We start from the raw sequence: 21,839 nt of genomic DNA, 5'->3' as shown, positions 1-21,839 counted from the left end.
GGAAACCCTTTGAGCTCCGGTCCCTTCAAGCCGTGAGCACCCTACCCGTGCCACAAGCACCTCCACGCAACAGGCATAGTAGGGGGCGGGTCTGACAGTCGAGTCACCAGAGGCAACCGAGGGCGGGGGACGGATCTTCACAGGTCCCCCACGGCTCCGCAACGGGGAGAGAGCGGACAGAGATGGCATCACGGCGGGACGAACTCAGCGCCTACACCTTCGCGAAGCGCCGCACGCTCGCAGCATTCCTTCAGCCTTCGCCCTCCGGTTCGGAGGAGGGCGCCCCCAAGCCGCTGGGCGCGCTGGTGCCCGGCCTCGTCGTCGGCGCCGTGGTGCTCGCGGTGTTCGGCGCGATCGGGATGTTCAGTCCGACGGCGCCCAAGGGGTGGGACGACCCGGAGAAACACGTCATCGTCGCCAGCGAGTCGACCACGCGGTACGTCGTCCTGAAGACGGGTACCCAGGTCCAGCTGCACCCGGTCCTCAACATGGCCTCCGCCAAGCTGCTGCTGAGCCCCGAGAACGACAGCGTCATCACCGTCGACGAGAAGGTCCTGGACAGCGGCAAGCCCCCGCACGGCGTCACCATCGGCATCCCCTACGCCCCCGACCGGCTGCCCTCCTCGGACGAGGCCTCGGCCGCCAAGCGCTGGGCGGTCTGCGAGCGTCCCGGCGCCGGCGGCCGGGCCATCCAGAAGGCGGCCTTCGTGCTCGCGAAGAAGGAATGGTCCAAGACGGAGGGACCCGACCGGCTCACCCACGGGGACCTGATGTACGTCGTCGGCCCGGACGGCAAGACCCAGTACGTCGTCGACGCACAGGGCACGGCGTACCAGGTCGCCAACCCGAACGACAAGGAACTGCTCAAGGCCCTCGACACCCAGGGCCGCGCCCCGCAGCGGGTGTCCCAGGAATGGCTCGCCACCCTGCACAAGGGCGACGCCGTCTCGATCCCCACCGTCCCCGGCACACCCGGAGCGAAGGCCGGAGCTGGGCTGCCGGCGCAGTACGACAAGGTCGGCGAGGTCATCAAGGCGTACGACGGCCAGACGCTCCAGTACTACGTCGTGCTGCAGGGCAAGGTGGCCCGCATCTCCGAGTTCACCGCCACGCTCCTGCTCAACAGCGGAAAGCTCGTGAACGTCGGCCAGGCCGGTGAGGCCCAGCAGGTGAGCCCGGGCGCGGTCGCCGACAGCACCACGTTCGAGGGCGACAAGAACTGGCCGGCGTACAAGCCGAGGACGGTGAACGACGGCTCCAGCGCCACCAGCGGCCGCAACACGGTCTGCAACGTGCTGCGTTCGGTCGGCGCCAAGGGCAGCACCACCCTGTCGGCGTGGGTGGGCACGGACTTCCCGGCCCAGCTGCCCACCGGCTCCTCCAGCGGCTACGTCACCCCGGGCTCCGGCCAGCTCTACCGCCAGTTCCAGGGCACGGAGACCTCGGTCGGCGGTGTCTTCCTGGTGACGGACACCGGCCTGCGCTACGCCCTCCAGTCCAACAGCGACAGCGACAACAACAACGAGGGCATCGGCACCTCTGCCCAGAAGCACAAGGAGGAGTTGCAGGAGGCGAGGATCGCCCAGACCCATCTCGGCTACGAGAAGGTGACTCCCACCCCGGTCCCGATGGAGTGGTCGACGTTCCTGCCGACGGGCCCGCGCCTGTCGGAGGCGGCGGCCCGGCAGCCGCAGGGCTCGTAAGCGGCGGGGCGGAGGAGAACGGAAGCATGCTGATGGTGAAGGCAAGGACGCCGGGGAGCGCGGCACGAGCGGCGGCCCTGGCCGCCGCGACGGTCCTCACCGCGACCACGACGGTGATCGCCCTCCCCGCCGGCCCGGCACTGGCGGACGACGGCCAGTGCACGTTCCCGTCCAAGCCGTACACGGGCCGCCCGTGGGCGCTGCAGCGCGTCAACCTGGACGAGTTGTGGGCGCTGTCGAAGGGCAACGGCGTTCAGGTGGCCGTGATCGACACCGGGGTCGACGTCAAGAACCCCCAGCTCACCAAGGCCGTGGACGCGTCGAAGGGCGAGAACCTGCTGCACGCGAAGAACGCCAAGGGCGAGAAGATAGACCGCGGCAACAACTCGGGCACCACGGACACGGTCGGGCACGGCACGCGCGTGGCGGGCATCATCGCGGCCCGCCCGATGAAGGGAACCGGCTTCGTCGGCCTCGCTCCGGAGGCGACGATCATCCCGATCAAGCAGAACGACGCCGACGGCGACGGCACGGCGGACACGCTGGCCCAGGGGATTCGCGATGCGGTCGCCAAGGGCGCGGACGTCATCAACATCTCCCAGGACACGGCCAACGCCGTCACGGGCGGCCCGAAGCTGCAGGCGGCCGTCGACTACGCCCTGCGCAACCAGGTCGTGGTCGTGGCCTCGGCCGGCAACGACGGCTTGGGCGGCAACGTGAAGTTGACCTACCCGGCGTCGTACCCGGGCGTCCTGGCCGTGGCCGCGTCCGACCGCAACAACGAACGGGCGCCGTTTTCACAGTCGCAGGACACCGTGGGCGTCGCCGCACCCGGTGTCGACATGATCTCCACAGTTCCCGGCGGTGGCCACTGCTCGGACAACGGCACGAGCTTCTCCGCCCCCTATGTGGCGGGCGTGGCAGCCCTGTTGAAGGCCAAGTACCCCAAGTGGACGGCCCAGGAGGTCGTCGCCCAGATCGAGCAGACCGCGGAGCGCTCGATCCCGGGGCACGACCGTCTGGTGGGCTGGGGCGTGGTGGACCCGGTGAAGGCGCTGTCGGACGTGGATCCGGAACACCCCGTGCAGTCACCGCAGCCCGAGGGCGGCGTCTCCAAGGCGGAAGCCCCCTCGGTCACGCCGCTGCACTTCGGCGAGACCGCGGAGGAACGGGACAGCCGCATGGCGACCTACGTGGTCGTCGGCGGCCTGGTCCTGGTGGCGGGCCTGAGCGGTACGGCCGTGGCGGTACGGGACGCGCGGCGCAGGCGCGCCCGGCTGGGGGCCGGGCGCTGAACGCCCTGGACGAGCTGAACGTGCTGGGCCTGTTCCAGTCCGCTGTGCTGCTGGCCATGGCCTGCGTGAAGGCGGACCGGGTGCGGGCCTGGCGCGCGCATCAGTCCATCGGCACCGGAGCTGCCCGACGGCGCCTTCGTCCTCGCGCGGATCCTCTTCGTGAGCCTCGCCGGCTATGGCATCTCCACGGCCGTCCAGGGCTTCGGCGTCTCGGACCGCATGTCGTGGGACGACGGCGAGCTGACCAGCGCGGTGCATCAGGCGACGGACGACCTGGACGGCTACCGGTTCACGGTCGACGGCTCCGGCACGTCGCCGTACTTCTCCGACTACGCCTCGCTGCTCGAGGACAAGGTGGTCGAGGACGGCGGCGACGCCCCGCAGACCGGCGTGACCGTCACCCCGTCCGACGCCGACACGGCCGACGACACGCACCTCACCGTCACGGCGGACGGCACGGACACGTCGTTCTGCACCCACATCGAGCGCAGCCGCTCCGAGAAGGACGACTACTCCCCGCCGGGGCTCGCCGGCAGGGAGAGCTCACTGACGTACCGTGGATACCGGATCGCTGTGACGACGCGGAAGGGCGCGTGCTGACCCGGGGGAGCGGTGGACGGGCGGCTGACCTCACAGCTTGCCGAAGACCACTCCGCGCCAGGTCCAGCCGGACTTCAGCACGGTGTCGCGCAGCGGCTCGCGCAGCTGGGCACTGTCGAAGCGGAAGGTCTCGGTCGCCTCGAGCCGACCGCTCTCGCCCCGTCCGATGGTCCACTCACGACTGACGGTCCGGCTCGGCCCGCGCGTGTATTCCGACGAGATCTCGAGCCTCGTCGGCGTCCCGACCCGCTTGACCTCCCACTGCTCCTCGAGAGCGCGCACCTCGTGCTCCTTGCGGTCCAGCCGCATCCGGATCCGTACGGCGTGACTGATCTGGGACTGCACGAAGACCTGCTGCCAGGCGGGCTCCGTCAACCTCCACTCCGCCAGCAGGTCGCACCCCTCACCCCCGCCGTAGCGGACGACGTACGGAACATCGCGCTGATTGAGCCCGAGCAGAGCCGCCCGCAGCTCCTCGCCGGGGACGGGCGCAACCCCCTCCGGGGGGTGCTGGGTGCCGGTGAGTTTGTCGAAGAGGCCCATGGGGTCAACCCTACGAAGAACGCCGTGGTCAGTTCGGGGCCGGGGAGGCCTTGTCGTCGGCCTTGATGTCGAAGTTGATCTGGGAGCCCTGAACGGAGGTGACGGTGACCGTCACCCCCAGCGTGCTGCCGTCGTCCGCGGTCAGCTTGCAACGGGTGCTGCTGCCCACCTTCCCGGCGAGGTCCTCGGGGCAGGTGATGTGCGGCTTGGGCCGGCCCGTCTGCGCGGCGAGCCGCTCGGAAACCGTGGTCGCCAGCTTGCCGGCGGACACCTTCGGCTCGGACTTCCCCACGCTCACCGAACCCGAGCAGCCGGTGAGAAGCGTGCCGGCGGCCACGGCCGAGAGAATCGAAACAGCTGTGGTCATCCGGGCTTTGGACATTGCGACACTCCGCGTTGACTGGTGATGAAAAGAAGACCCCGAGAGCATACTTGGCGAGGTCCTGTGGTCACGCAGAAGCCGCGTCAGGGTATTTGCAGTCGCCGGCCGATGCTCCATCTTTCCTTCACCTTCTCCCCAGTCAATCCTCGCTGTCCCAAAACCCACCTGACTGGTGAACGCAATGCGCAGTTTCACTCGAGAGGATGAATCCAGCGTTGGCCCGGTAGCGCTAACTGCGCTGAGCTTCCTGCCAGTTGGGGCTCCTGGGGCGCCAGTGCCCCTGAGTGGCAGGGGCCGTGTGGGGGCGGTGAGCTCGTCATTCGCATGATGATGTTGGTGCTAGCGTGAACGGGCGGCGGCCGCCAAGGCGCCGATGGACAGGCGGAGTTGAAGCAAAAGGGGCGGGGCCTCGTGTCGGCTGATCTTGGAGTGGGGCCAGGGGTCCTCAAGAAAGGCGCATCGGACATTCTGGAATGCCTTACACCGGTCCAGAAGGTGGATCTGAAGGATCCCGCCGATCAGGGGTCGTCTTTCGGAGACGATTCGGCGGCCACCGCGCTGGTGGCCTTCTGCGGCACGTGGCAGTTGGGGGCACAGTTTCTCGCGGATTCTGCGGCAACGCTGGCGGGCGGTCTTAACAAGGCCAACGACAACTACGCGGAGACGGACGAGGCGATCCGTGACGCGGTGAAATCGGTCAAGTCGGATTTGAGGTAGGACGGGGAATCCGCGTCCATGGCAAGCGAGCTGGGGTCCACGAGCGACCCCAAGGATCTCATTCCGGGCGACCCCGGAAAGCTGCATGATCTCGCCACCACGCTCAACGGCTGGTCCAAGAAGTTCGAGAACATCGGCGACAGCCTGCGCGACCTCAAGATCCCGGGCTGGACCGGTCAGGCCAGCGACGCATTCTGGCCCACCTTGGGCAAGGAGAAGACCAACTGGTACCTCGCGGCCGACGCGATGTCGGGCGCGGCCAAGCAGATCTCCTCCTACTCCTCGACCCTGGGATGGGCTCAGGGGCAGGCCTCCACGGCGATCAAGCAGTGGAGTTCCGGGGACCACGACGCGGCGGAGACGACGCTGAAAGCGGCGCAGAAGCAGCTCAAGCCTGAGGCTGAGGCGCTGACGAAGAAGCTGGATGACCTGGCGGGTGGTTCCTCCCACAGTCCTGCCTGGCTCAAGGAAGCCAGGCAACAGGTCGACGACTGGAAGTGGCTCCAGGATCATTCTGTCGGCAAGACCAGTCAGAACCGGTGGAAGTGGGAGACCGAGCGCTGGGCGCCGAAGGGTGACGGTGAGCACCGCACCGAGAAAGTCTGGGGCAAGGACGAGAACGGCAACTGGTTTGTCCGGGACAAGCCTGCGGACGCAGGGGAGGACGGGGAAGAAGGGGCCACGCCCGGCAAGAAGACCAACACGAACATCAAACTTGCCGAGTGGTCGGACGGGGCCAAGGCCTGGTCCACAGGGGGCGATTGGGACACCTCCTTCCTGGGTGACGGCAAGGTGAAGGGTTCGATGGGCTTCGCCGCTCTCGGGGTGGACGGGAGCGCAGGCGCGAGCGTCACCAACGGTCGGCTGCAGGCGGGCGTTTCGGGCAGTGCCTATCTGGCCCAGGCGTCCGCGAGCGGCAGTGCGGAGTACGGAATGGCCGCGGTCCAGGGCGAGGCGAAGGCGTACGCGGGAGCCGATGCCTCGGCGACCGTCGGGGTCGGCAAGGACGGCCTGCACGCCGGGGCGGAGGCGTTCGCCGGAGCCAAGGCCACAGGGTCGCTCTCCGCCGATGTCGGCGGTGTCGGTGCCGGTGCGAGCGGGGAGGCCTGGGCGGGGGTGGGTGCCTCCGCCAATGCCGACCTGGGCATGAAGGACGGCAAGTTCACCATTGGCGGCGAGCTCGGAGTCGGTCTCGGTGTGGGCGGCAAGCTCTCTTTCGACGTCACCGTCGATCCACACAAGATGGTCGATTCGGTCGGTGACGCGGCCGACTGGGTGGGCGACACCTGGGACGACACCGTCGGCAGCTGGCTCTAGGCTCAACCGAAGCTCATCAAGGAAGTGGATTCACCATGACGACCACGCTGCCGGTCAAGATCTCCTTCTCGCTGCCGGACGGCTGGCAGGCGGCGCCGCCGGACGAGGTGGGAGCACCCGGCGTCGCCTTCGTCGCACTCCACCCCGCCTCCATCGACGGGTTCACGGCGAACATCACCATCGCCGGGCAAATGCGCAACGACAACGCCACGATGTGGCAGATCGCCGAAGAGTCGGTACCGCGGCTGGAGCAGGCCGGCACCGTGGAGGTCGTCAAGAAGGCGGAAATCGGCACACCGGACATCCCGGGGCTCACGGACTCCCCTGGTGTGGTCCAGAACCTCCGCCTTCACACCACCCTGCGGGGAGAGCCGCTGGAACTGCTCCAGACCCAGGTGTACCTCGGCATGGAGGACGTAAGGAATCCGGCGCAGCGTGCCGTCCTCGAATTCGTGCTGACCGCGAAGCCGACCCAGCTCCACGCGGTGCTCGATGACTTCAAGACTTTCCTGCGGACGGTACGGCCGGCCGAGGAAGACCATGCCTGAACGAGAGAGTGCCTCTTGCCCCAAAGGTTCTATGACCTCGGGGCAAGGGGGCGCTCCGATTGCTCAGACGGCAGTCCTCCACGCGTGTTCCGGAATCCGGTCCAGGACGTCGCACAGGTGGTTCAGCTTCTCGTCGACGGTCCGCGGAGACAGGGTGCCCCTGTACCACGTGAACAGTTCGCTGTTGCGCAGTTGAAGCGGGGACTTCTTGCTCTTGGTGCTCATCAGCAGGTACGGCACCACCGTGTCGCACAAGGCGCTGCGGACGAATTCCTCGTCCTCCGTGATGATCCGGAAGTTCTGATCGAACTCCGGTACCCCGAGCTTCATCTTGGGCCGGCGGTCGAACAGGGTGTCCAGAACGCTCGGGCGCAGTATCTGCAGGAACGGCCCCGGACCGGGCGTCGTGACGACGAAGACGGACTCGATGGTGGGCTGCTTGCGTTCTCCGGTGTCGGCGCCCGACGTCACGTTCATGTACCGGTACTCGAAGTACGTGAACCGGCGACCACGGAACTCCCCTGCGGTGTAGTGCCAGGCGCGCAGATTGCTCCCACGGGCAGGGAAGGGACGCAGTCCGCAGTACTGGTCGATACGCCCCTGCGTGCGTGTCTCGTACGTCCAACCGCGCTCCGCAGCGATCCGGGCGAGCTGCGCGTGGTCCTCCCTGACGTGCGCGTCCTTCCTGCGTCCGCGCGCGGAAACCGTGAACACGAGGGTGAACATGCCCACGATGACGGCGAACAGCAGCACCAGCACCAGAATCCCAGCCCATTGCGACATGGCCCCACCCTATTGCGGACGCGACTGATGCCAGGAACGGAGTCTTCCGTTTGATACTTGTGTAGAAGTTCGATGAAGATCGCAAACGATGCGGTGTCGGTGGACCGGCCCCGGCCATGATGGGGCGGTATCCCTCTGGCGTCGCCGGCCGGCAGTCGGCGGACCCCTCACCTCGAACCGGCAAAACGGGCAAAGCGCGGCTTCGGGTCCGGCATCGTAACTGAGTTAACACACAGGCCGGTTGGACCCGTTGTACGGGATGACTACAGTGGTAAACGCGTTGTGAGGCGCGGCTCGCTTTGCGATCGTACGGCGAGCGGTTGGTCGGTCCGGATCCTGTCGGGACCGATGGATGTACGGGGAAACGGGGAGGAGCGTCGTGCTTCCGGCAGACATGGTGGGGGGCGTGTCGGCGACCAGGGCGGCGAACCTGGAAGCCAGCGGTGAGGCGCTGGATGCGTTCGTGAAGCGGGTGGACAACGTCCTGAAGACACTTGAGGGGTCCGCCGGCAACCCGGCGAAGGTCGAGGCTCAAAAGATCAGACCGACGTCTCTGACCTCGGGTGCGGCGGACATCTTCCCTGAGGCGCACGGTCTGTACCACCAGTACACGCGGGTCCACGACGAGCTGACCAAGCTGTCCAGGAACCTGCATCTGCAGATCGAGGCGATCGGAATCGCGGTGCAAGGCGCGCACGTCGGCTTCGACAACCTCGAAGAGGAGCAGCGTCAGCGGTTCTGGGCGATCCAGGCGCAGATCGGGAAGGGCCAGGACGCAGCGGACGGCAAGCAGCGCACCGGCACCGGCACCAAGACGGAGGCGTGACGATGGCCGACAAGCACAACGCCGATCTGCAGCGAGTCGGTAATCAGAACAAGGCCACTGACTGGGTCCGAGGCTACGAGAGCAGCCCGCACAGTGGGTTCCTCCTCGGAGTGTTCGACACCGCCATCAGAGCCACGCCTGTCGGGCAAGCGGTCGCCGGTCGAACCGACTTCGGTCACCTCGACCTGCCTCTCAACAAGATGCTCGACCTGGTTGAGCAGACGGATCCCGAGGATCTGGAATCCTCCGGGAAGGCCCTGTGGGACGCACGCGATGCCATCAAGGCGGCGGCGGACGAGCTGGACGGCCACATCCAGAAAGTGCACTGGGTCGGAGAGTCGGGTGACTCATTCCGCGATTGGGGCGGCAAGCTCGTCACGCACACGCACTACTTGAGTGAGTTCGCCGGAGCTGCGGGCGACCAGATCACGGCTGCCGCCGTGGGTCTAGCCGCCGTCCGTGGAGCCATGCCGCCTCGTGACTCGGAAGCGAACCGGACAAGGCCCAAAGATTTCACGGCGGCCGAGAAAGCGGCCGACAAGGAAGGGTATGCCGCTGCCGTAAAGGTGGAGAAGGACCGCCAAGAGGCGATCAACCAGATGAACCGGTTGGCGTCGTACTACGCGGTGTCCGAAGAGGTGCTGTCATCCTTGCCCGAGCAGGGTAAGGAGCCGAAGTTCACATCCATGCCCAACGTTGGGGTGCCCAAGCCCACGATGAAGTCCGGCGTCGCTGCTCCCACGTCCTCCACGGGCTCGGGATCGGGATCGCACGGAGGTGTTGGATCGGTATCCGGCGGCGGCCATCACGTGACGGTACCGAGCGGTGACGTTCCCCGGCACGTCACGAGTGACAGCCCGGTGCCCACCCAGCACATCCCCGACAAGATTCCGCATCCCGACCAGCCTGTCGGCACGCACATCGACACAACTGGCACGCTGCCTCCGCCCGCGACCACTACACCTGGGCCCAGCCACACACCGCCGGTCACGGGCACGCCTCCCACAACTGGTGGCCAGCCCAATGTGTTCGACGGCGGTGGCTTCAGGGTTCCCATGCCCAACGCCCCTTCGGGCCAGGGCTTGAACGGCGCCGGTGGGTTGCGTAACTCTCCGACCGCTCGAGGGCGTGCGGGTACGTCCGAATTCACCAACCCCGGCTCCGGGCGCTCCGCAGGGCGAGGGCCCATGGACCAGATGGGTCGCGCCACATCGACTGGCCAGTCCGCCGTCAAGGGCACCGGAGCCGGACAGAGGGCGTCGTCCCCGATGGGCCGAGGGGTCACGGGTGGTACGCCCCGACCCGGAGGCTCGGCCGCATCACGGGCGAGCAGCGGGCCGGCTACCGGCGCAGGACGGTCCAACGGTGTCGTCGGAGGGCGGCCGTCCACCACGAACCCGTCGGCGAAGAACGGGTCGAGGCTTCCTCGCGGCACGGTCATCGGCGGTGAGGAAGAGGCCGCCTCGCGACCCACGACTGGCCGGCTCGGCCAGCGCGGTGTCTTCGGAACACCTGAGCCCACGGCGCGGCCTGGTGCGAGCACGGCGGGCTCTCGTGGCGCTTCGGGATCGTCCGAGGCTGTCACTGGCAGGCCGACCGCGCGGAACTCCGCAGCAGGAGCTGAGCGCAACGGCATGACTCGTGGTGGAACCGGTCTCACGCGTGGCGCCGGAAACAACGCAAAGCCCGGCGACGCTCGGAAATCGGAAGGATCGCCGCGGCCTGACTACCTGGTCGAGGACGAAGAGACACACCTGCCCGAAAAGCCCCGGCGTGATGTGCCGCCGGTGGTCAACTGAACGCGAGCGAGGACACGGAAGACGATGAAGTCAGGGAACAGCCGACGAGCCGAGCAGGCTATCGTTCACAGAACGCGCCGTGGTAGACGAGCGCGTGCTGTGGCGGCGGTCGTCGGCGCCCTGGCCGCCGCGACGGTGGGCTTGGCTCCGAATGCGGCTGCGGACGAGCAGCCGAAGCAGTGGTACCTCGGTCCGATGCAGGCAGAAAAGATGTGGAAGGTCAGCACCGGAAAGGGGGTAAAGGTCGCTGTCATTGACACCGGGGTGAACGCGAACACCTCGTCGCTCAAGGGACAGGTCTTGGCGGATGAGGCTCCGAAATCGGTCGCTTACCGAGCCACTGATGATTACGACGGGCATGGCACAACCATGGCCGAACTGATCGCAGGTACGGGAGCAGCTGGCGGCCTGAAAGGCCTTGCGCCCGGGGCGAAGATCATACCCATCCGCGTCAAGTTCGACGGCATGAAGCGTAGTGCGGAGGAAAAGAAGAAGACGCCCGATCCAACCTCCGCGATCAGGGCGGCGGCCGACACCGACGCGAAGATCATCAGTATGTCGTTCGGTTCGCCAGGGCCCGACTCCGACGAACAGGCTGCCATCGACTACGCGGCATCAAAGGGTAAGTTGCTGATTGCTGCAGTCGGCAATGACGGCCGGAAGTCAGGCGACACCATTGGCTATCCGGCTGCGGACTCCTACGTAGTCGGCGTAGCCGCAGTGGACAAATCCCTCACCGTGTCGAAGTTCTCCTCTGCTGGAAACTACGTTGACCTGTCGGCCCCTGGTCAGGGATTCCCCGGCTGGTGTGATGCAACCTTCCGCTCGTACTGCGACAACATGAACGGTACGAGCTCGGCGACGGCGATCGCCTCGGGAGCTGCCGCCCTGATCTGGTCCGCCCACCCCGACTGGACGGTGAACCAGGTAACCCGCGCCCTGATCGACACGGCCGGTCGCACATGGCCGAAGAACAACCCGAGCAAGTACGCCGGCTACGGGCTCATTCGCCCACGTCTCGTTCTCGCAAACCCGAACTACAACCCAGGACCGGCGCACGTCGACCCGCTCGCGAAGGACAACGGCGGCGACCTGCTGGCCAAGTCGGGTTCGTCCGTTGCTGCTTCGCCCTCTTCCGCCTCTGCATCAAACCCGTCACAGGCCCCGGAAAAGGGTTCTACCGGTGGAACTTCAGCGGCAGGATCGAGCGCGGAGTCGTCAAGTGGCGGTAGCAGCAACACCACTTGGATCGCACTGGGCGCCCTTGGCGCGGTCGTCGTGGTCGGCGGCGGCGCTCTGGCCATCGCGCGGGCACGACGCGCCAGGTGAGTTCCTCGGCGTCAACGCCGCAGCAGCCCAGTGCCGTTTCGGACAGGGCAGGCACTGTGTGTTCGCCGCTGGACGCGACAAGCAACAGCGGTGAGCCGAAACCTTCAGATCAACAACGGACACACGAAAGGCAGGGCCGACCATGGCCGGCGGAACGCAGAAGCTCCAAGACGATGCAGTAATCCGTCTCGAGAAGCAGATGCTCGAGAAGTACGAGAACATCCAGAAGCGCGTGCACACGCTCCAGGGCGTCATCGACGGCCTCGAGGGCCAGTGGCAGGGTATCGGCCGTGCCGCGTTCGACAAGAAGCAGATCGAGATCAACGAGTCGCTGCGCAACATCGGCGGCATCCTCGGTGACGTCATCGAGGCCATGACCACGACGCGCAACATCAAGGACAGCAAGGAAGACGAGGTCCGCGCGGCGGTCAACAAGATCGACATCCACGACGGCGCCTCCTCGACCCCGCCGTCCGCCCTGAGCTCCTACTGAGCCGAGAAGGTCTCAGAAGCATCTGCCGGGCAACCGGCGCAGTCATCAGCTACACACACCAGCGAGACGAGGTAAAGAGGCATGGCCAACAACGCTGAGGGGCTGTCAGTCACTTACGACGGGCTCGACACCGCGGCGACCAGCATCGGTAACCAGGCGAGCCAGCTCGAGCAGGATCTGCAGGACCTGCGCAGCCTGGTGGTGAACAGCCAGCAGTACTGGGAGGGCCAGGCCCAGGGCACCTTCCACGAGAAGCTGCAGCGCTGGGACAAGGAAGCTGCCCACATCCACCAGGCACTGCAGGGCATCGGCCACGTCGTCGCCCAGTCCGGCGGTACCTACATGGAAGGCGACAAGAAGGCGGCCAGCTACTTCCACTAGGCCGAGGCTCGCAGAATCAACTCCAGGGTGGGCGCGCGCGGGAGGCGCCCACCCTGCTGTTGTGCCGAGCGGCAAAGCCGAGCTTCCGAACCGGAGAGGTAAAGAGTGAGCATGCGCGAGTCAGGGTCCGGACCGAGTGCCCGAGACACCCGGCAGTTCGGCCCGTACACGGTCATCACGCGGCTCGACTCCGGCCTTCCCGCGCACACCCCCGTCCCCGAGCACCGCTTCATCGCCCGCAGCGCCGACGGCGACCGCACCGTACTGCTCAGCGGCCCTCTGGCGACCGTCGACCCGCAGCGTTTCATGGCCGAAGCCGATGCCTCCCGCTATCTCCTGGGGCCCTGGGTCCTGCCGGCCGTCGAACTCGCGCCCCCCGGCGAGCAGCCGTGGCACGCACGCCCTTACGTGCCCGCGCTCCCCCTGCCCATCGCTCTCGCCCTGCACGGCGGCCCGCTGCCCGAGCGGACGGTTCGGGCGCTCGGTGTCGCCCTGGCCGAGAACCTCGCCATCATGCACGGCCAGAACCTGACCCACGCGGGACTCTGCCCGGCCGCTGTTCTGATCGCCGCGGACGGACCCCGGCTCACCTGCTTCGGGGCGGTAAGGGCAGCCTCTCCGGACGGTGCCGCACGACAGGACGTACCCGGGCTCGACCCCGGCAGCCTGCCTCCCGAGCAGGCCGCCGGTGGGCAGCCGCGCCCGCTGGGGGACGTATACGCGCTCGGCGCGACGCTCGCCTACGCCGCCACCGGGTACACCATGCCCGAACGGGAGGAACTTCCCTCCGGGCTGCGGTCGATCACCACCAGGTGCCTGAGCCGCGATCCCGCCCACCGGCCGCAACTCGTCGATGTGATCGACGAGTTGACGGGGAGTGCTCCGTCGGACGCTCCCGTGGGTTTCGCACCGCCCTCGCGAGCGGACGCGTTCCTTGGCCCCGGTTGGCTGCCCGCCCGACTCATCGCCGCGATCGTCCACCAGTCGGCGTCCGTGCTGGCCGCCGAGGTACGGCTGCCCGCGCAACCGGCCCGGCCGCCGGGCGCAGTGCCGTCCCCGGCGCCGATACTCCACCCCAGCCACTGACGCAAGAAGCCGATGCCTACTCCTCTCACCCACGACGACCCCATTGCCCTCGGCCCTTTCCGGCTCATCGCCCGGCTCGGCAGCGGAGGCATGGGCACCGTCTACGTGGCGCGCTCCGCCGGCGGTCGTACCGTCGCCCTGAAGACCATGCACGCCGCCATCGCCACCGACCCGGCGGCCCGCACCCGTTTCCGGCTGGAGGTGGACGCGGCCCGGGTCATCGGCGACCAGTTCGGCGCGCGGGTGATGGATGCGGATGCGCTCGCGGAGACGCCCTGGCTGGCCACGGAGTACGTGCTCGGACCCCCGCTCGACGAGGCCGTCGAAGGCGGGGCACCCTTGCCCGAGCGGTCCGTACGGGCCCTGGGCGCCGCCCTGTGCTCCGCGCTCGGCCAACTGCACCGGTCGGACGTCGTACACCGCGACCTCAAGCCGTCCAACATCCTCCTGACCGCCTACGGGCCGAAGGTCATCGACTTCGGCATCGCACGGGCGATCGGCGACGAGCGGCTGACCCGTGCCGGCGCTGCCGTCGGTACGCCGGCCTTCATGTCGCCGGAACAGGCGACCGGGCAGGAACATGACGCGGCCGGTGATGTGTTCGCGCTCGCCGGTGTACTGGTGTACGCGGCCACCGGGCGCGGCCCGTTCGGGCACGGGCAGACGGCGGATCTGCTCTACCGGGTGCGATACGCGGAGGCGGACCTCAGCGGTGTACCGGCGGCCCTCGTGCCGGTGCTGGCCCAGTGCCTGGCCAAGGAGCCTGGGGCTCGCCCCACCACGGCTCAGCTCGCGGGGCAACTGCACGACGGCAGGGGCGAGTTCGCCGACCATCTGCCCGACGAGCTGCTGGCCGACATCGGGCGGCGGGCCACCGACGTCTGGCGGCTGACGCCCCAGCGGCTGCCGGCGCCTGCAGCCGAGGCGGGTCCGACCACGGTCGCTCCGGTGCCCAAGCGGGGCCTCTCGCGCCGCGGGTTCCTGGCATCGGGTGGGGCGCTCGCGGTGACCGCGGCCGCGGGTGGGGGACTGTGGTGGTACCGCGGGCGTGCCAAGGCCCCGGCCAAGAAGGCGCCCCAGCAGACGCGCAACCTTGAGCCGCTGTGGCATTACGGCGGTAAGGGGGCGATGGAGATGGACTCCTGGGGACTGATCCACCCGTATCACGCCAACGGATCCATCTGGCTCCCCTACAACGCCGTCATGAAGCGTCTCAACCCGTCCAACGGGGCTTCCCGAGACGTCCTGTTCGGCGGGAACTGGTGGCAGGCGGCTGCGGTGAACGACCGGCTGTACATGCTCCAGCAGTACTACCCGGAGAACGGCAAGCCGCCCCTTGGCGTGACGTCGATCGACGTCTGGGACGAAAGTCAGAACTACGAGGGGCCGACCTCGACTCGATTCGCGTCCGCCACGTCCACCATCAAGCCGAACCAGCTCCTCTGCATCACCGACGGCGTCGCCTACGTCGCATTGGGTTACGGGAAGGACATCGAGGACCAAGGGTTCCTCCCCTCGCAGACCTGGACCCTGCGGGCCGCCGATTTCAAGAGCGGCAAGACGCTCTGGACGAAGCCGTTGCCGAAGCGGTCGAGCAAGAGTCACCGACTGCACTTCCTCGCCGCGAAGGTCGCCGGCGGCCGCCTGGTGACCTTCCAGGAGGTGACGGACATGAAGCCGCACATCGTCGTACGTGACATCGACAGCGGAGCCGTCCTGTGGGACAAGCCGTATGACATCGAGGACATCGACTCTCTCAGAAGCGAGATCGCCGCGGACGACAACCACCTCTACGTCGGTGGCGCGCAGCTCCGGGCCCTGCGACTGAGCGACGGGACTCAGGTCTGGGCGAGCAAGAGCGGGCAACGATACAGCCCGCCGACGCTGGCGAACGGCGTGCTGTACGCCGTCGCCGAGGGCGTCGGACTCACGGCGGTGGACACCCCACGCGGCAAGGTCCTGTGGACCGAGGCGACAGCCGAAGCGGACCAGGCGTACACCGGCTGGCAGCCGATCATCGGCACGCGCTACGCGTACTACAAGAACGCACTGCAGCTTCGGGCCGTATCGCTGTCGGCCCACAACGTCGCGCTGACCTACCAGACGACCGCTGTGGAGTTCCACGCGGACACCCGGTCGGGTCTGCTTCTCGGCGTGGAGTCCGACGACCTCTCCGCCTACCCCCTGAAGTGACCACGGACAGCCCCTGGAGCAGGTCAACGTCCGCACCGCCGTCCGGGAACCGCCCCGTTCTTCTCGGCAGAAAGACCAACCTTCGATGAAACCACTTGGCACCGGCGACCCTGTCCGTCTCGGCCCCTACCGCTTGCTCGGCGTCCTCGGCGAGGGCGGCATGGGCAAGGTCTACGTCGGACAGGACGGCGCCGGCGTCCTGGCCGCCGTCAAGGTGCTGCGGCCCGAACTGGCCCACGACACCGACCTGGCCCAGCGCTTCGTGCGCGAGGCACAGGCCGCACAGGCGGTGCGCAGCAAGGGAGTCGCTGCCGTGCTCGGGGCGCACACCGAGGGCGCGCGGCCGTGGATCGCCACCGAGTTCCTCGCCGGCCTCACCTTGGACCAGGTGGTCGACACATACGGCCCGCTTGCCGAACCGGCACTGCGGGCCTTGGCCACTTCCCTGGCGCTGACCCTCGCCGACATCCACGCGGCGGGCTTCGTCCACCGGGATCTCAAGCCGCCGAACATCGTGCTCACCTCGAACGGGCCGCGCGTCATCGACTTCGGCATCGCCCGGCCGGAACACGGCCTCACCCTCACGACCACCGGACAGATCCCGGTCACGCCGGGCTACGGCGCACCCGAGCAGGTACTCGGGCGACGAGTCGCCCCGCCCGCGGACGTGTTCTCGCTCGGCGCCGTGCTCGTGTACGCCGCCACCGGCCAACGAGCCTTCGACGGCGGGCACGTGGCGGCGCTGCAGTACGAGGTGGTGCACGGTGAGCCCCGGTTCGGTGACATGCCACCGCAATTGCGGGAGCTCATCGCCCCATGCCTCGCGAAGGACCCGGCCGCCCGCCCGCTGCCCGTGCAGATCGCACAAGCCATGTCGGCGCCCAGGGGGGCGGACCGGGCGTGGCAGCGCGGGAAGATCGCCGATGCGATCAAGAAGCGGGAAGCCGAAGCTCATCGCCTGACCACGCAGATCACGGCGCACTCGACGGTCGGAGCACCGTCCGTCGGTCGGCGGCGCCTGCTCATCGGACTCTCCACGGCGGGCGTCGTCGTCGCGGCCGGGGGCGGTACGACGGCCTGGTGGTTCGGTATCCGCGGAGGCACCACGACCCGGACCATCAAGAAGAGCGACCCTTTCGACATCCCCCCGGCTGTGCGGACCCCCGTGCAGCCGTTGGGCGCCGACCCCGACAAGGATCCGAGCAAAACCGGGGAACCGGCCAGCATCTGGTCACTGGGCGACCTGGCCGACGTCTACTCGCCGCTGCTGCTGCCCATACGCGACGTCCTCGTCTTCGGCACCGCGAGTGGTGGCATCGCCGCGTACGACGTCAGGGACGGCAAGAAGCGCTGGACGGCGCCCGGCATGGTGGCGAAGGCCGGCTACCTGTCCCTGTCGGACCGGCTCGTCGTCGGCGCGGACAGCCAGGGGGTGTTGCGGACCTTCGTCCCGTCCACCGGCGAGCCCAAGTGGACATGTCCTGGCGCCGAGGCCATGACGCTGCTGGGCGCCGACGCGGAGGCGGTGTACGTCCTCACGAAAGAGGGGAGAGTGCGCAGCATCGGCCGCACGGATGCGAAGGTCCGCTGGACGGCCACCGTTCCGGCCGACTTCCGCCAGAAGGTGATCCCGCCCGGCGCCGTCGGCCAGGGCAGGGTCATCATCCCCGCGTCGAACGGTAGCGTCCTCGCCGTACGGACCAGCGACGGCCGCACGGTGTGGAGCCGGACGGCTCACCTCAACAGTGACGACTTCACGGTCCGCCCGGCGGCCGACGGCGACACCGTGTACCTCAACGGCAAAACGCTGGAGGCGCGTCGGCTCAGCGACGGGCAGCTCACCTGGGCCGCCAAGCCTGGCGACGAAGACGGCTTCGGTGCGTCGGCGGTGTCCACGGACGCGGTCTACGCCACCAGGGGCTCCTACCTCACACGCCGGGACAAGCGTGACGGCAGCGACATGTGGACGCCCGAGCGCATAGGGGTCTACAGCTCACCGATGACCGCCCTGACCAACAGCCGCGTGGTGCTGAGCGGTCACGGCGTGTGGGCGTTGGACAACGGTTACTCCGAGACGGACCCGATGGAGCTCAAGACAGCGAAGGCGGCCGACGGCAGCCAGGGATGGGCGTACGACGTCGACCAATTCACCTATGGTCACTTGGCCTCCGCCGCCAACCGTGTCTTCCTCATGCACGACAGTGGGGTCGAGGCCCTGACGACGTTCTGAGCGGTGAGGGCCCGAAGCGGTGTTCCTGCCCCTCACCCGCTCCGCTCAGCCGTGGGATGCGCCGCACTGCTCGGACGCGGACACTCCATCGCTGAACTTGGTGATGGCTTCCTCCATGGCTGACAGTCCGACCGTGCCATGCTCCTTGCGGATGACGGTGAAGATCTCATGGCCTTCCTTCTGCAGCTTGGCGCACGAGGCGTGGCCCACCCCCATCGAGCCGGAGACGATGTACCCGGCGCCCTCCTTCTTGGCGCTGCCGGGGTTCAGGCGATGAGCGCTGTAGGCAACGTTGTTGAGCGTGGTGCCCGACTCCCACTGTTCGATGACGCTGGTGACGGCGACCTGCCCGTCGACCACGAGTCGGCAACGCGTGAAGCCGGAGGGGCCGCTCTTCACCGATGAGATCTTCTTCCCCACCGGCAGAAGCGGTCCAAGAACCGAGGCAGGTACCGCAGTTCCGCACAGTGACGACGGAACCGCGTATTCCCGCTTGTCCTCCGAAGTGCCCGAAGAACAGCTCGCCATGGTCACACCGGCGGCCAGGAGGCAGACGAGACGGACCAAGGGGGAATGGGGACGGATACGCGGCATCTCGGATTCCTGGCTAGGGGATTTCGGTTTCAAGATCGTCGGCCATGTGACGCCCGTTCGTGGATGCGTCGTTGAAGCCGTTCTGCGTCGCGTCCATGGCCCACCCGCCGACCCTGCCGGCGTAGGGGGAGCGGTGTGCCTTGGCAGCTTCGACGGCGGCCCGCTGGGCCAGGGCGGTGTTCCGCTCGCGGCTGTCCTCCCAGAGCTTGGCGGAGTCCAGCCCGCTGTCGTCGAGCTTGCTGCCCTCGACGTCCTGGAACAGCTCTCCGAGGACGACGCTGCTCACCGTTCCGGCCGCACCACCGGCAGCGGCGCCCAGCACCGGCGAGCCGATGAAGCTCGTCCCCACGCCGATGCCGGTGCCGACGACGCCGTTCGCGACGTTCTGCCACTGGGACACGGCGTGGTTGTAGGCGTCGTCCTGCTCCTTCGCGGGGCCCAGCACGGCTTCCTGGCGTCCGATGGCCAGGGAGCCTCCGATCTCCGCCGACCTGCGTGAGATCTCCTTGACGGTGTCCTCCACACTCGCGTCGTACCGCTGGTCCGCGGGGAGGTCCGGATTCAGGTGGTAGTCCATCAGGTTCGCCATGTAAGCCTTCTGGCCGACCTCCACAGCCGAGTACCCGTCGGGGTTCTGTCCGACGGAGATCAGGAAGCGGGACACGTCGGCGTGATTCATCTGGGCTGACGCACCGGCGACGGGGAAGAGCTTCTCGATCTGCTGCCACTGGTCGGAACCCGGATCCGGCTTCACGTCGGTCGTGGCCCGGTTGATGTCCGGCAGGTACTCCGAGGCCATCTGGCCGATGCTGTCGGACATGTAGCCGTTCTTGGTCAGGCGGTCGGGGTCGTCGCTGATGGACGCGACGACGCTCGCCATGAGTCTGGCCTGCTGGCCGTTGTGCGCGGGGGTGTCCGCCGTGGGCAGTTCGCCCGCCGGGTGCCCGGTCGTCGCTGCCTCGATCACCATCGCCAGGTTGTTCTGCCCGGGGTGGATGTCGTTGCCCTTGAGGTCGGTCTCCTTGGGCCACTCCCGGTCCTCGAAGAGGTACTTGAAATTGGAGACGGCCTCCTTGTGGTCTCCCCCTCTGGGGAGGTAGTCCTCGTTGAGGAAGTCCGTGGCCGCGTCCGGGCTGGCGGACAGCGCCTTCAGGTATCCCGTCAACGGGTCGTCGCCGCTGTCGTCGCCCATGCGGTTGAGCCACGGGTCCATGCCCATGTGCTGCCAGGCCAGGTTGGCGTGCTCGCCGTTGCCGGTGAGCTTGCGCTCGGTGGTCATGAGAGCGGTGCCATAGCTCTTGAGGAACTGGTCGTCGTAGTCGCCCGCCCGCATGAGGTTGCTCATGACCTGGAAACCCATGGGGCCGGTCTGCCCGCCGATCGGCTGGTCGCCGAGAGCGATCATCTTGCCCTTCCACTCGGTCATGGCGGTCGAGTCGCTCTGCGAGGCGGTGGCGAGGGCCAGACTCAGGTTCCGCTGGAGGTCGCCGTACTTGTCGACGCGCTCCGGTCCCAACTGAGCCGCCTTGTGCGGGTCGTTGATGCCCGCCCAGAACTCAAGGGTCTTCTGGGGCCCGAGATCCGTGGCGAAGCGCTCCGCGAACAGCGGGTCACCGGCGTGCTGCTTCAGCCCGGCGTTGAGCTTGTCGAACTCGGCGGGGGTCAGGTCCTCCGGGTCCTTCTTGGCGAGACGCGCCAGCTCGTCCGCGTCCTTGACGGCTTTCGCAGCGGAGTCGCGGTCCTTGTAGGTCGCGTCCGAGAAGCCGTAGTCGGTCTGGTCGACGAGAGCGGTGAGTACGGTCTTCGCCGAGTTGTCGCTCTCGGTGGCATTGCGGAGGATCTCCTGGACCTCGTCCCGGAGGGCGGTGACATCGTGCTCGTCGTGTTCCGGCGGGGTGTACCCGGACGCGGCACGGTCGGGATGGACGTTCATGGTCACGGTGAACGTGCCCTTGCCCGTGTCCATCACGGTCAGGTTCTTCTTCAGCCCGCGCTCGATCGCCCCGATGAGCAGTTTCTGATAGCCCTTCAGCTCGCCGACGGTGTCGCTCAGGATGTTGTGAATGGTCTGAGCCTGGGTGTGGGCGTCCTGGAACTCACCGGCCGTCTTGCCGATGAACTCCTTGGTCACCTGTTGGTTCATGCCGGCCCAATTGGCCTTGTTCGCAGCCTGGTGGAGGCCCTTTTCGGCGTCCCCCGCCAGGTCTTTCAGGTTCCGGACGATATGTCCCCAGTCCTCGACGGCGTCGTCGAGCAGCTTGAAGTTGGCGAAGCGCAGAGCGTCGAGATCCATGAGTCGGTGTCCCCGTGGTACGTCGAGATCAGTTCTTCTTCGGCGTGTCGTAGGCCGGGTTGTGCTTCCCCGGACCACCGACACGTTCGTCGAAGCCCGCCTCGAGGGTGTCGATGCTGCTCATCTGCCGCTGGATGTACGCGTCGTCGCCTGCGTGGATCTTCTTGGTGACCTGCATGTGGTTGGAGATCTGGGCGCACGCGTCCAAGAGGGAGTTGAGCTGCGTGTCCCACTTGCCCGACACGTGCTGGAGCCCTGCGCCGAGGGCGAAGCCCTGTTTCGTCAGGTCGCTCGCCGCCGAGTCGACGCTCGTGTTCGACAGCCGGGCCTTGTCCCAGAGCTGGTTGTAGAGGGTATGGGCCTGGCTGCCGATCTTCGTCAGGTCGTGCTGAGTGACCTTGAGATCGCCTGTCTGGCCCGGAAGGGCTGGGGAGCCCCCTCCGGGGTCGTCCGGGACGTGGTTGAGCTGCATATGTGCCGCCCCGGACTGCTGGCGCGTCAGCGCGTCCGACTTGAGCTGCTCCCATTCGTCCCATGCCATGGATGACCCATCCCCGCGGAGTGCCTGACCGGTAATTGCGTTCCATTTGAATCGTCTAGGTCAGGTAAAAATAGCAAAGCGTTGGTGCGGGCACAGCAGCAACCCCAACTGCCCCCGAAACCTCCACTTGACTCCTGCAGTTCTCCAGGAACGCCGGATGCCGCGGACCAGAACGATCCGCGGCAT

At 67.5% G+C, this 21,839-nt stretch carries 20 protein-coding genes; 14 read left to right on the top strand and 6 right to left on the bottom strand.

Annotation, left to right across the window (positions count from 1 at the left end; genetic code table 11):
• The first annotated feature begins 182 nt into the window (after window positions 1-182).
• The 3 genes from eccB (at window position 183) to ABB07_RS10515 (ending at window position 3,598) form a co-directional block, all read left to right on the top strand.
• Window positions 183-1,703: a type VII secretion protein EccB gene (gene eccB, locus ABB07_RS10525; RefSeq protein ID WP_208898478.1), complete on the top strand. Its 1,521-nt coding sequence runs from the start codon at window positions 183-185 to the stop codon at window positions 1,701-1,703.
• A 26-nt stretch (window positions 1,704-1,729) separates the two neighbouring features.
• The gene (mycP, locus tag ABB07_RS10520; RefSeq protein WP_208898477.1) at window positions 1,730-2,998 is read left to right on the top strand and encodes a type VII secretion-associated serine protease mycosin; all 1,269 of its coding nucleotides are present in this window, start codon (window positions 1,730-1,732) and stop codon (window positions 2,996-2,998) included.
• 159 nt (window positions 2,999-3,157) lie between these two features.
• Window positions 3,158-3,598 (top strand): hypothetical protein, encoded by a 441-nt coding sequence (locus tag ABB07_RS10515; RefSeq protein WP_208898476.1) that lies wholly within the window; start codon window positions 3,158-3,160, stop codon window positions 3,596-3,598.
• Between the two features lie 30 nt (window positions 3,599-3,628).
• Here the strand turns inward: ABB07_RS10515 and ABB07_RS10510 are convergent, their stop codons facing one another.
• Window positions 3,629-4,141, bottom strand: coding sequence for a hypothetical protein (locus ABB07_RS10510; RefSeq protein ID WP_208898475.1), 513 nt, complete (start codon window positions 4,139-4,141; stop codon window positions 3,629-3,631).
• A 28-nt stretch (window positions 4,142-4,169) separates the two neighbouring features.
• A complete protein-coding gene (locus tag ABB07_RS10505; protein WP_244189314.1) occupies window positions 4,170-4,508 on the bottom strand; it encodes a DUF4333 domain-containing protein in 339 nt (112 codons plus the stop codon).
• Window positions 4,509-4,934: 426 nt separating this feature from the next.
• Between ABB07_RS10505 and ABB07_RS10500 the strand changes: the two genes are divergently transcribed.
• From ABB07_RS10500 to ABB07_RS10490, 3 genes are read left to right on the top strand one after another with little or no spacing between them, the layout of a single operon-like run.
• The gene (locus ABB07_RS10500) at window positions 4,935-5,240 is read left to right on the top strand and encodes a hypothetical protein (RefSeq protein ID WP_208898473.1); all 306 of its coding nucleotides are present in this window, start codon (window positions 4,935-4,937) and stop codon (window positions 5,238-5,240) included.
• A gap of 18 nt (window positions 5,241-5,258) precedes the next feature.
• Window positions 5,259-6,557: a putative T7SS-secreted protein gene (locus tag ABB07_RS10495; RefSeq protein WP_208898472.1), complete on the top strand. Its 1,299-nt coding sequence runs from the start codon at window positions 5,259-5,261 to the stop codon at window positions 6,555-6,557.
• A gap of 35 nt (window positions 6,558-6,592) precedes the next feature.
• Entirely contained in the window at window positions 6,593-7,105 is a 513-nt protein-coding gene (locus ABB07_RS10490; protein ID WP_208898471.1) for a hypothetical protein, read from the top strand.
• A gap of 63 nt (window positions 7,106-7,168) precedes the next feature.
• On the opposite strand, the gene ABB07_RS10485 is transcribed toward ABB07_RS10490, so the two are convergent.
• Window positions 7,169-7,888 carry a hypothetical protein gene (locus tag ABB07_RS10485; RefSeq protein ID WP_208898470.1) on the bottom strand — a complete coding sequence of 240 codons (720 nt, stop codon included), beginning with the start codon at window positions 7,886-7,888 and terminating at the stop codon, window positions 7,169-7,171.
• A gap of 352 nt (window positions 7,889-8,240) precedes the next feature.
• Here ABB07_RS10485 and ABB07_RS10480 point away from each other — a divergent pair, with 352 nt between their 5' ends.
• From ABB07_RS10480 to ABB07_RS10445, 8 genes are all read left to right on the top strand, one after another.
• Window positions 8,241-8,714, top strand: coding sequence for a hypothetical protein (locus ABB07_RS10480; RefSeq protein WP_244189313.1), 474 nt, complete (start codon window positions 8,241-8,243; stop codon window positions 8,712-8,714).
• A 2-nt stretch (window positions 8,715-8,716) separates the two neighbouring features.
• Window positions 8,717-10,513 carry a WXG100 family type VII secretion target gene (locus tag ABB07_RS10475; RefSeq protein ID WP_208898469.1) on the top strand — a complete coding sequence of 599 codons (1,797 nt, stop codon included), beginning with the start codon at window positions 8,717-8,719 and terminating at the stop codon, window positions 10,511-10,513.
• A 99-nt stretch (window positions 10,514-10,612) separates the two neighbouring features.
• Window positions 10,613-11,842 carry a S8 family serine peptidase gene (locus ABB07_RS10470; protein WP_244189312.1) on the top strand — a complete coding sequence of 410 codons (1,230 nt, stop codon included), beginning with the start codon at window positions 10,613-10,615 and terminating at the stop codon, window positions 11,840-11,842.
• A gap of 199 nt (window positions 11,843-12,041) precedes the next feature.
• A complete protein-coding gene (locus ABB07_RS10465; protein WP_411573187.1) occupies window positions 12,042-12,335 on the top strand; it encodes a WXG100 family type VII secretion target in 294 nt (97 codons plus the stop codon).
• Between the two features lie 81 nt (window positions 12,336-12,416).
• Entirely contained in the window at window positions 12,417-12,716 is a 300-nt protein-coding gene (locus ABB07_RS10460; RefSeq protein ID WP_208898467.1) for a WXG100 family type VII secretion target, read from the top strand.
• Window positions 12,717-12,827: 111 nt separating this feature from the next.
• Complete coding sequence (locus tag ABB07_RS10455; RefSeq protein WP_208898466.1) at window positions 12,828-13,802, top strand: serine/threonine-protein kinase; 975 nt, start codon at window positions 12,828-12,830, stop codon at window positions 13,800-13,802.
• Between the two features lie 12 nt (window positions 13,803-13,814).
• Entirely contained in the window at window positions 13,815-15,995 is a 2,181-nt protein-coding gene (locus tag ABB07_RS10450; protein WP_208898465.1) for a protein kinase domain-containing protein, read from the top strand.
• A gap of 85 nt (window positions 15,996-16,080) precedes the next feature.
• A complete protein-coding gene (locus tag ABB07_RS10445; RefSeq protein WP_208898464.1) occupies window positions 16,081-18,225 on the top strand; it encodes a serine/threonine-protein kinase in 2,145 nt (714 codons plus the stop codon).
• A gap of 45 nt (window positions 18,226-18,270) precedes the next feature.
• On the opposite strand, the gene ABB07_RS10440 is transcribed toward ABB07_RS10445, so the two are convergent.
• The 3 genes from ABB07_RS10440 to ABB07_RS10430 all read right to left on the bottom strand — a co-directional run bounded on the left by ABB07_RS10440 (window position 18,271) and on the right by ABB07_RS10430 (window position 21,653).
• The gene (locus ABB07_RS10440; RefSeq protein ID WP_208898463.1) at window positions 18,271-18,645 is read right to left on the bottom strand and encodes a hypothetical protein; all 375 of its coding nucleotides are present in this window, start codon (window positions 18,643-18,645) and stop codon (window positions 18,271-18,273) included.
• 187 nt (window positions 18,646-18,832) lie between these two features.
• Window positions 18,833-21,112, bottom strand: a complete 2,280-nt coding sequence (locus tag ABB07_RS10435) for a DUF6571 family protein (RefSeq protein WP_208898462.1) — start codon at window positions 21,110-21,112, stop codon at window positions 18,833-18,835.
• A 28-nt stretch (window positions 21,113-21,140) separates the two neighbouring features.
• Complete coding sequence (locus tag ABB07_RS10430; RefSeq protein ID WP_208898461.1) at window positions 21,141-21,653, bottom strand: hypothetical protein; 513 nt, start codon at window positions 21,651-21,653, stop codon at window positions 21,141-21,143.
• Window positions 21,654-21,839: the final 186 nt, after the last annotated feature.

It is taken from the genome of Streptomyces incarnatus (assembly GCF_001027185.1).
GTDB classification, from domain to species: domain Bacteria; phylum Actinomycetota; class Actinomycetes; order Streptomycetales; family Streptomycetaceae; genus Streptomyces; species Streptomyces puniciscabiei.
Note: the sequence above shows the minus strand (reverse complement) of the source record. Positions and strands in the feature narration are given on the sequence as shown.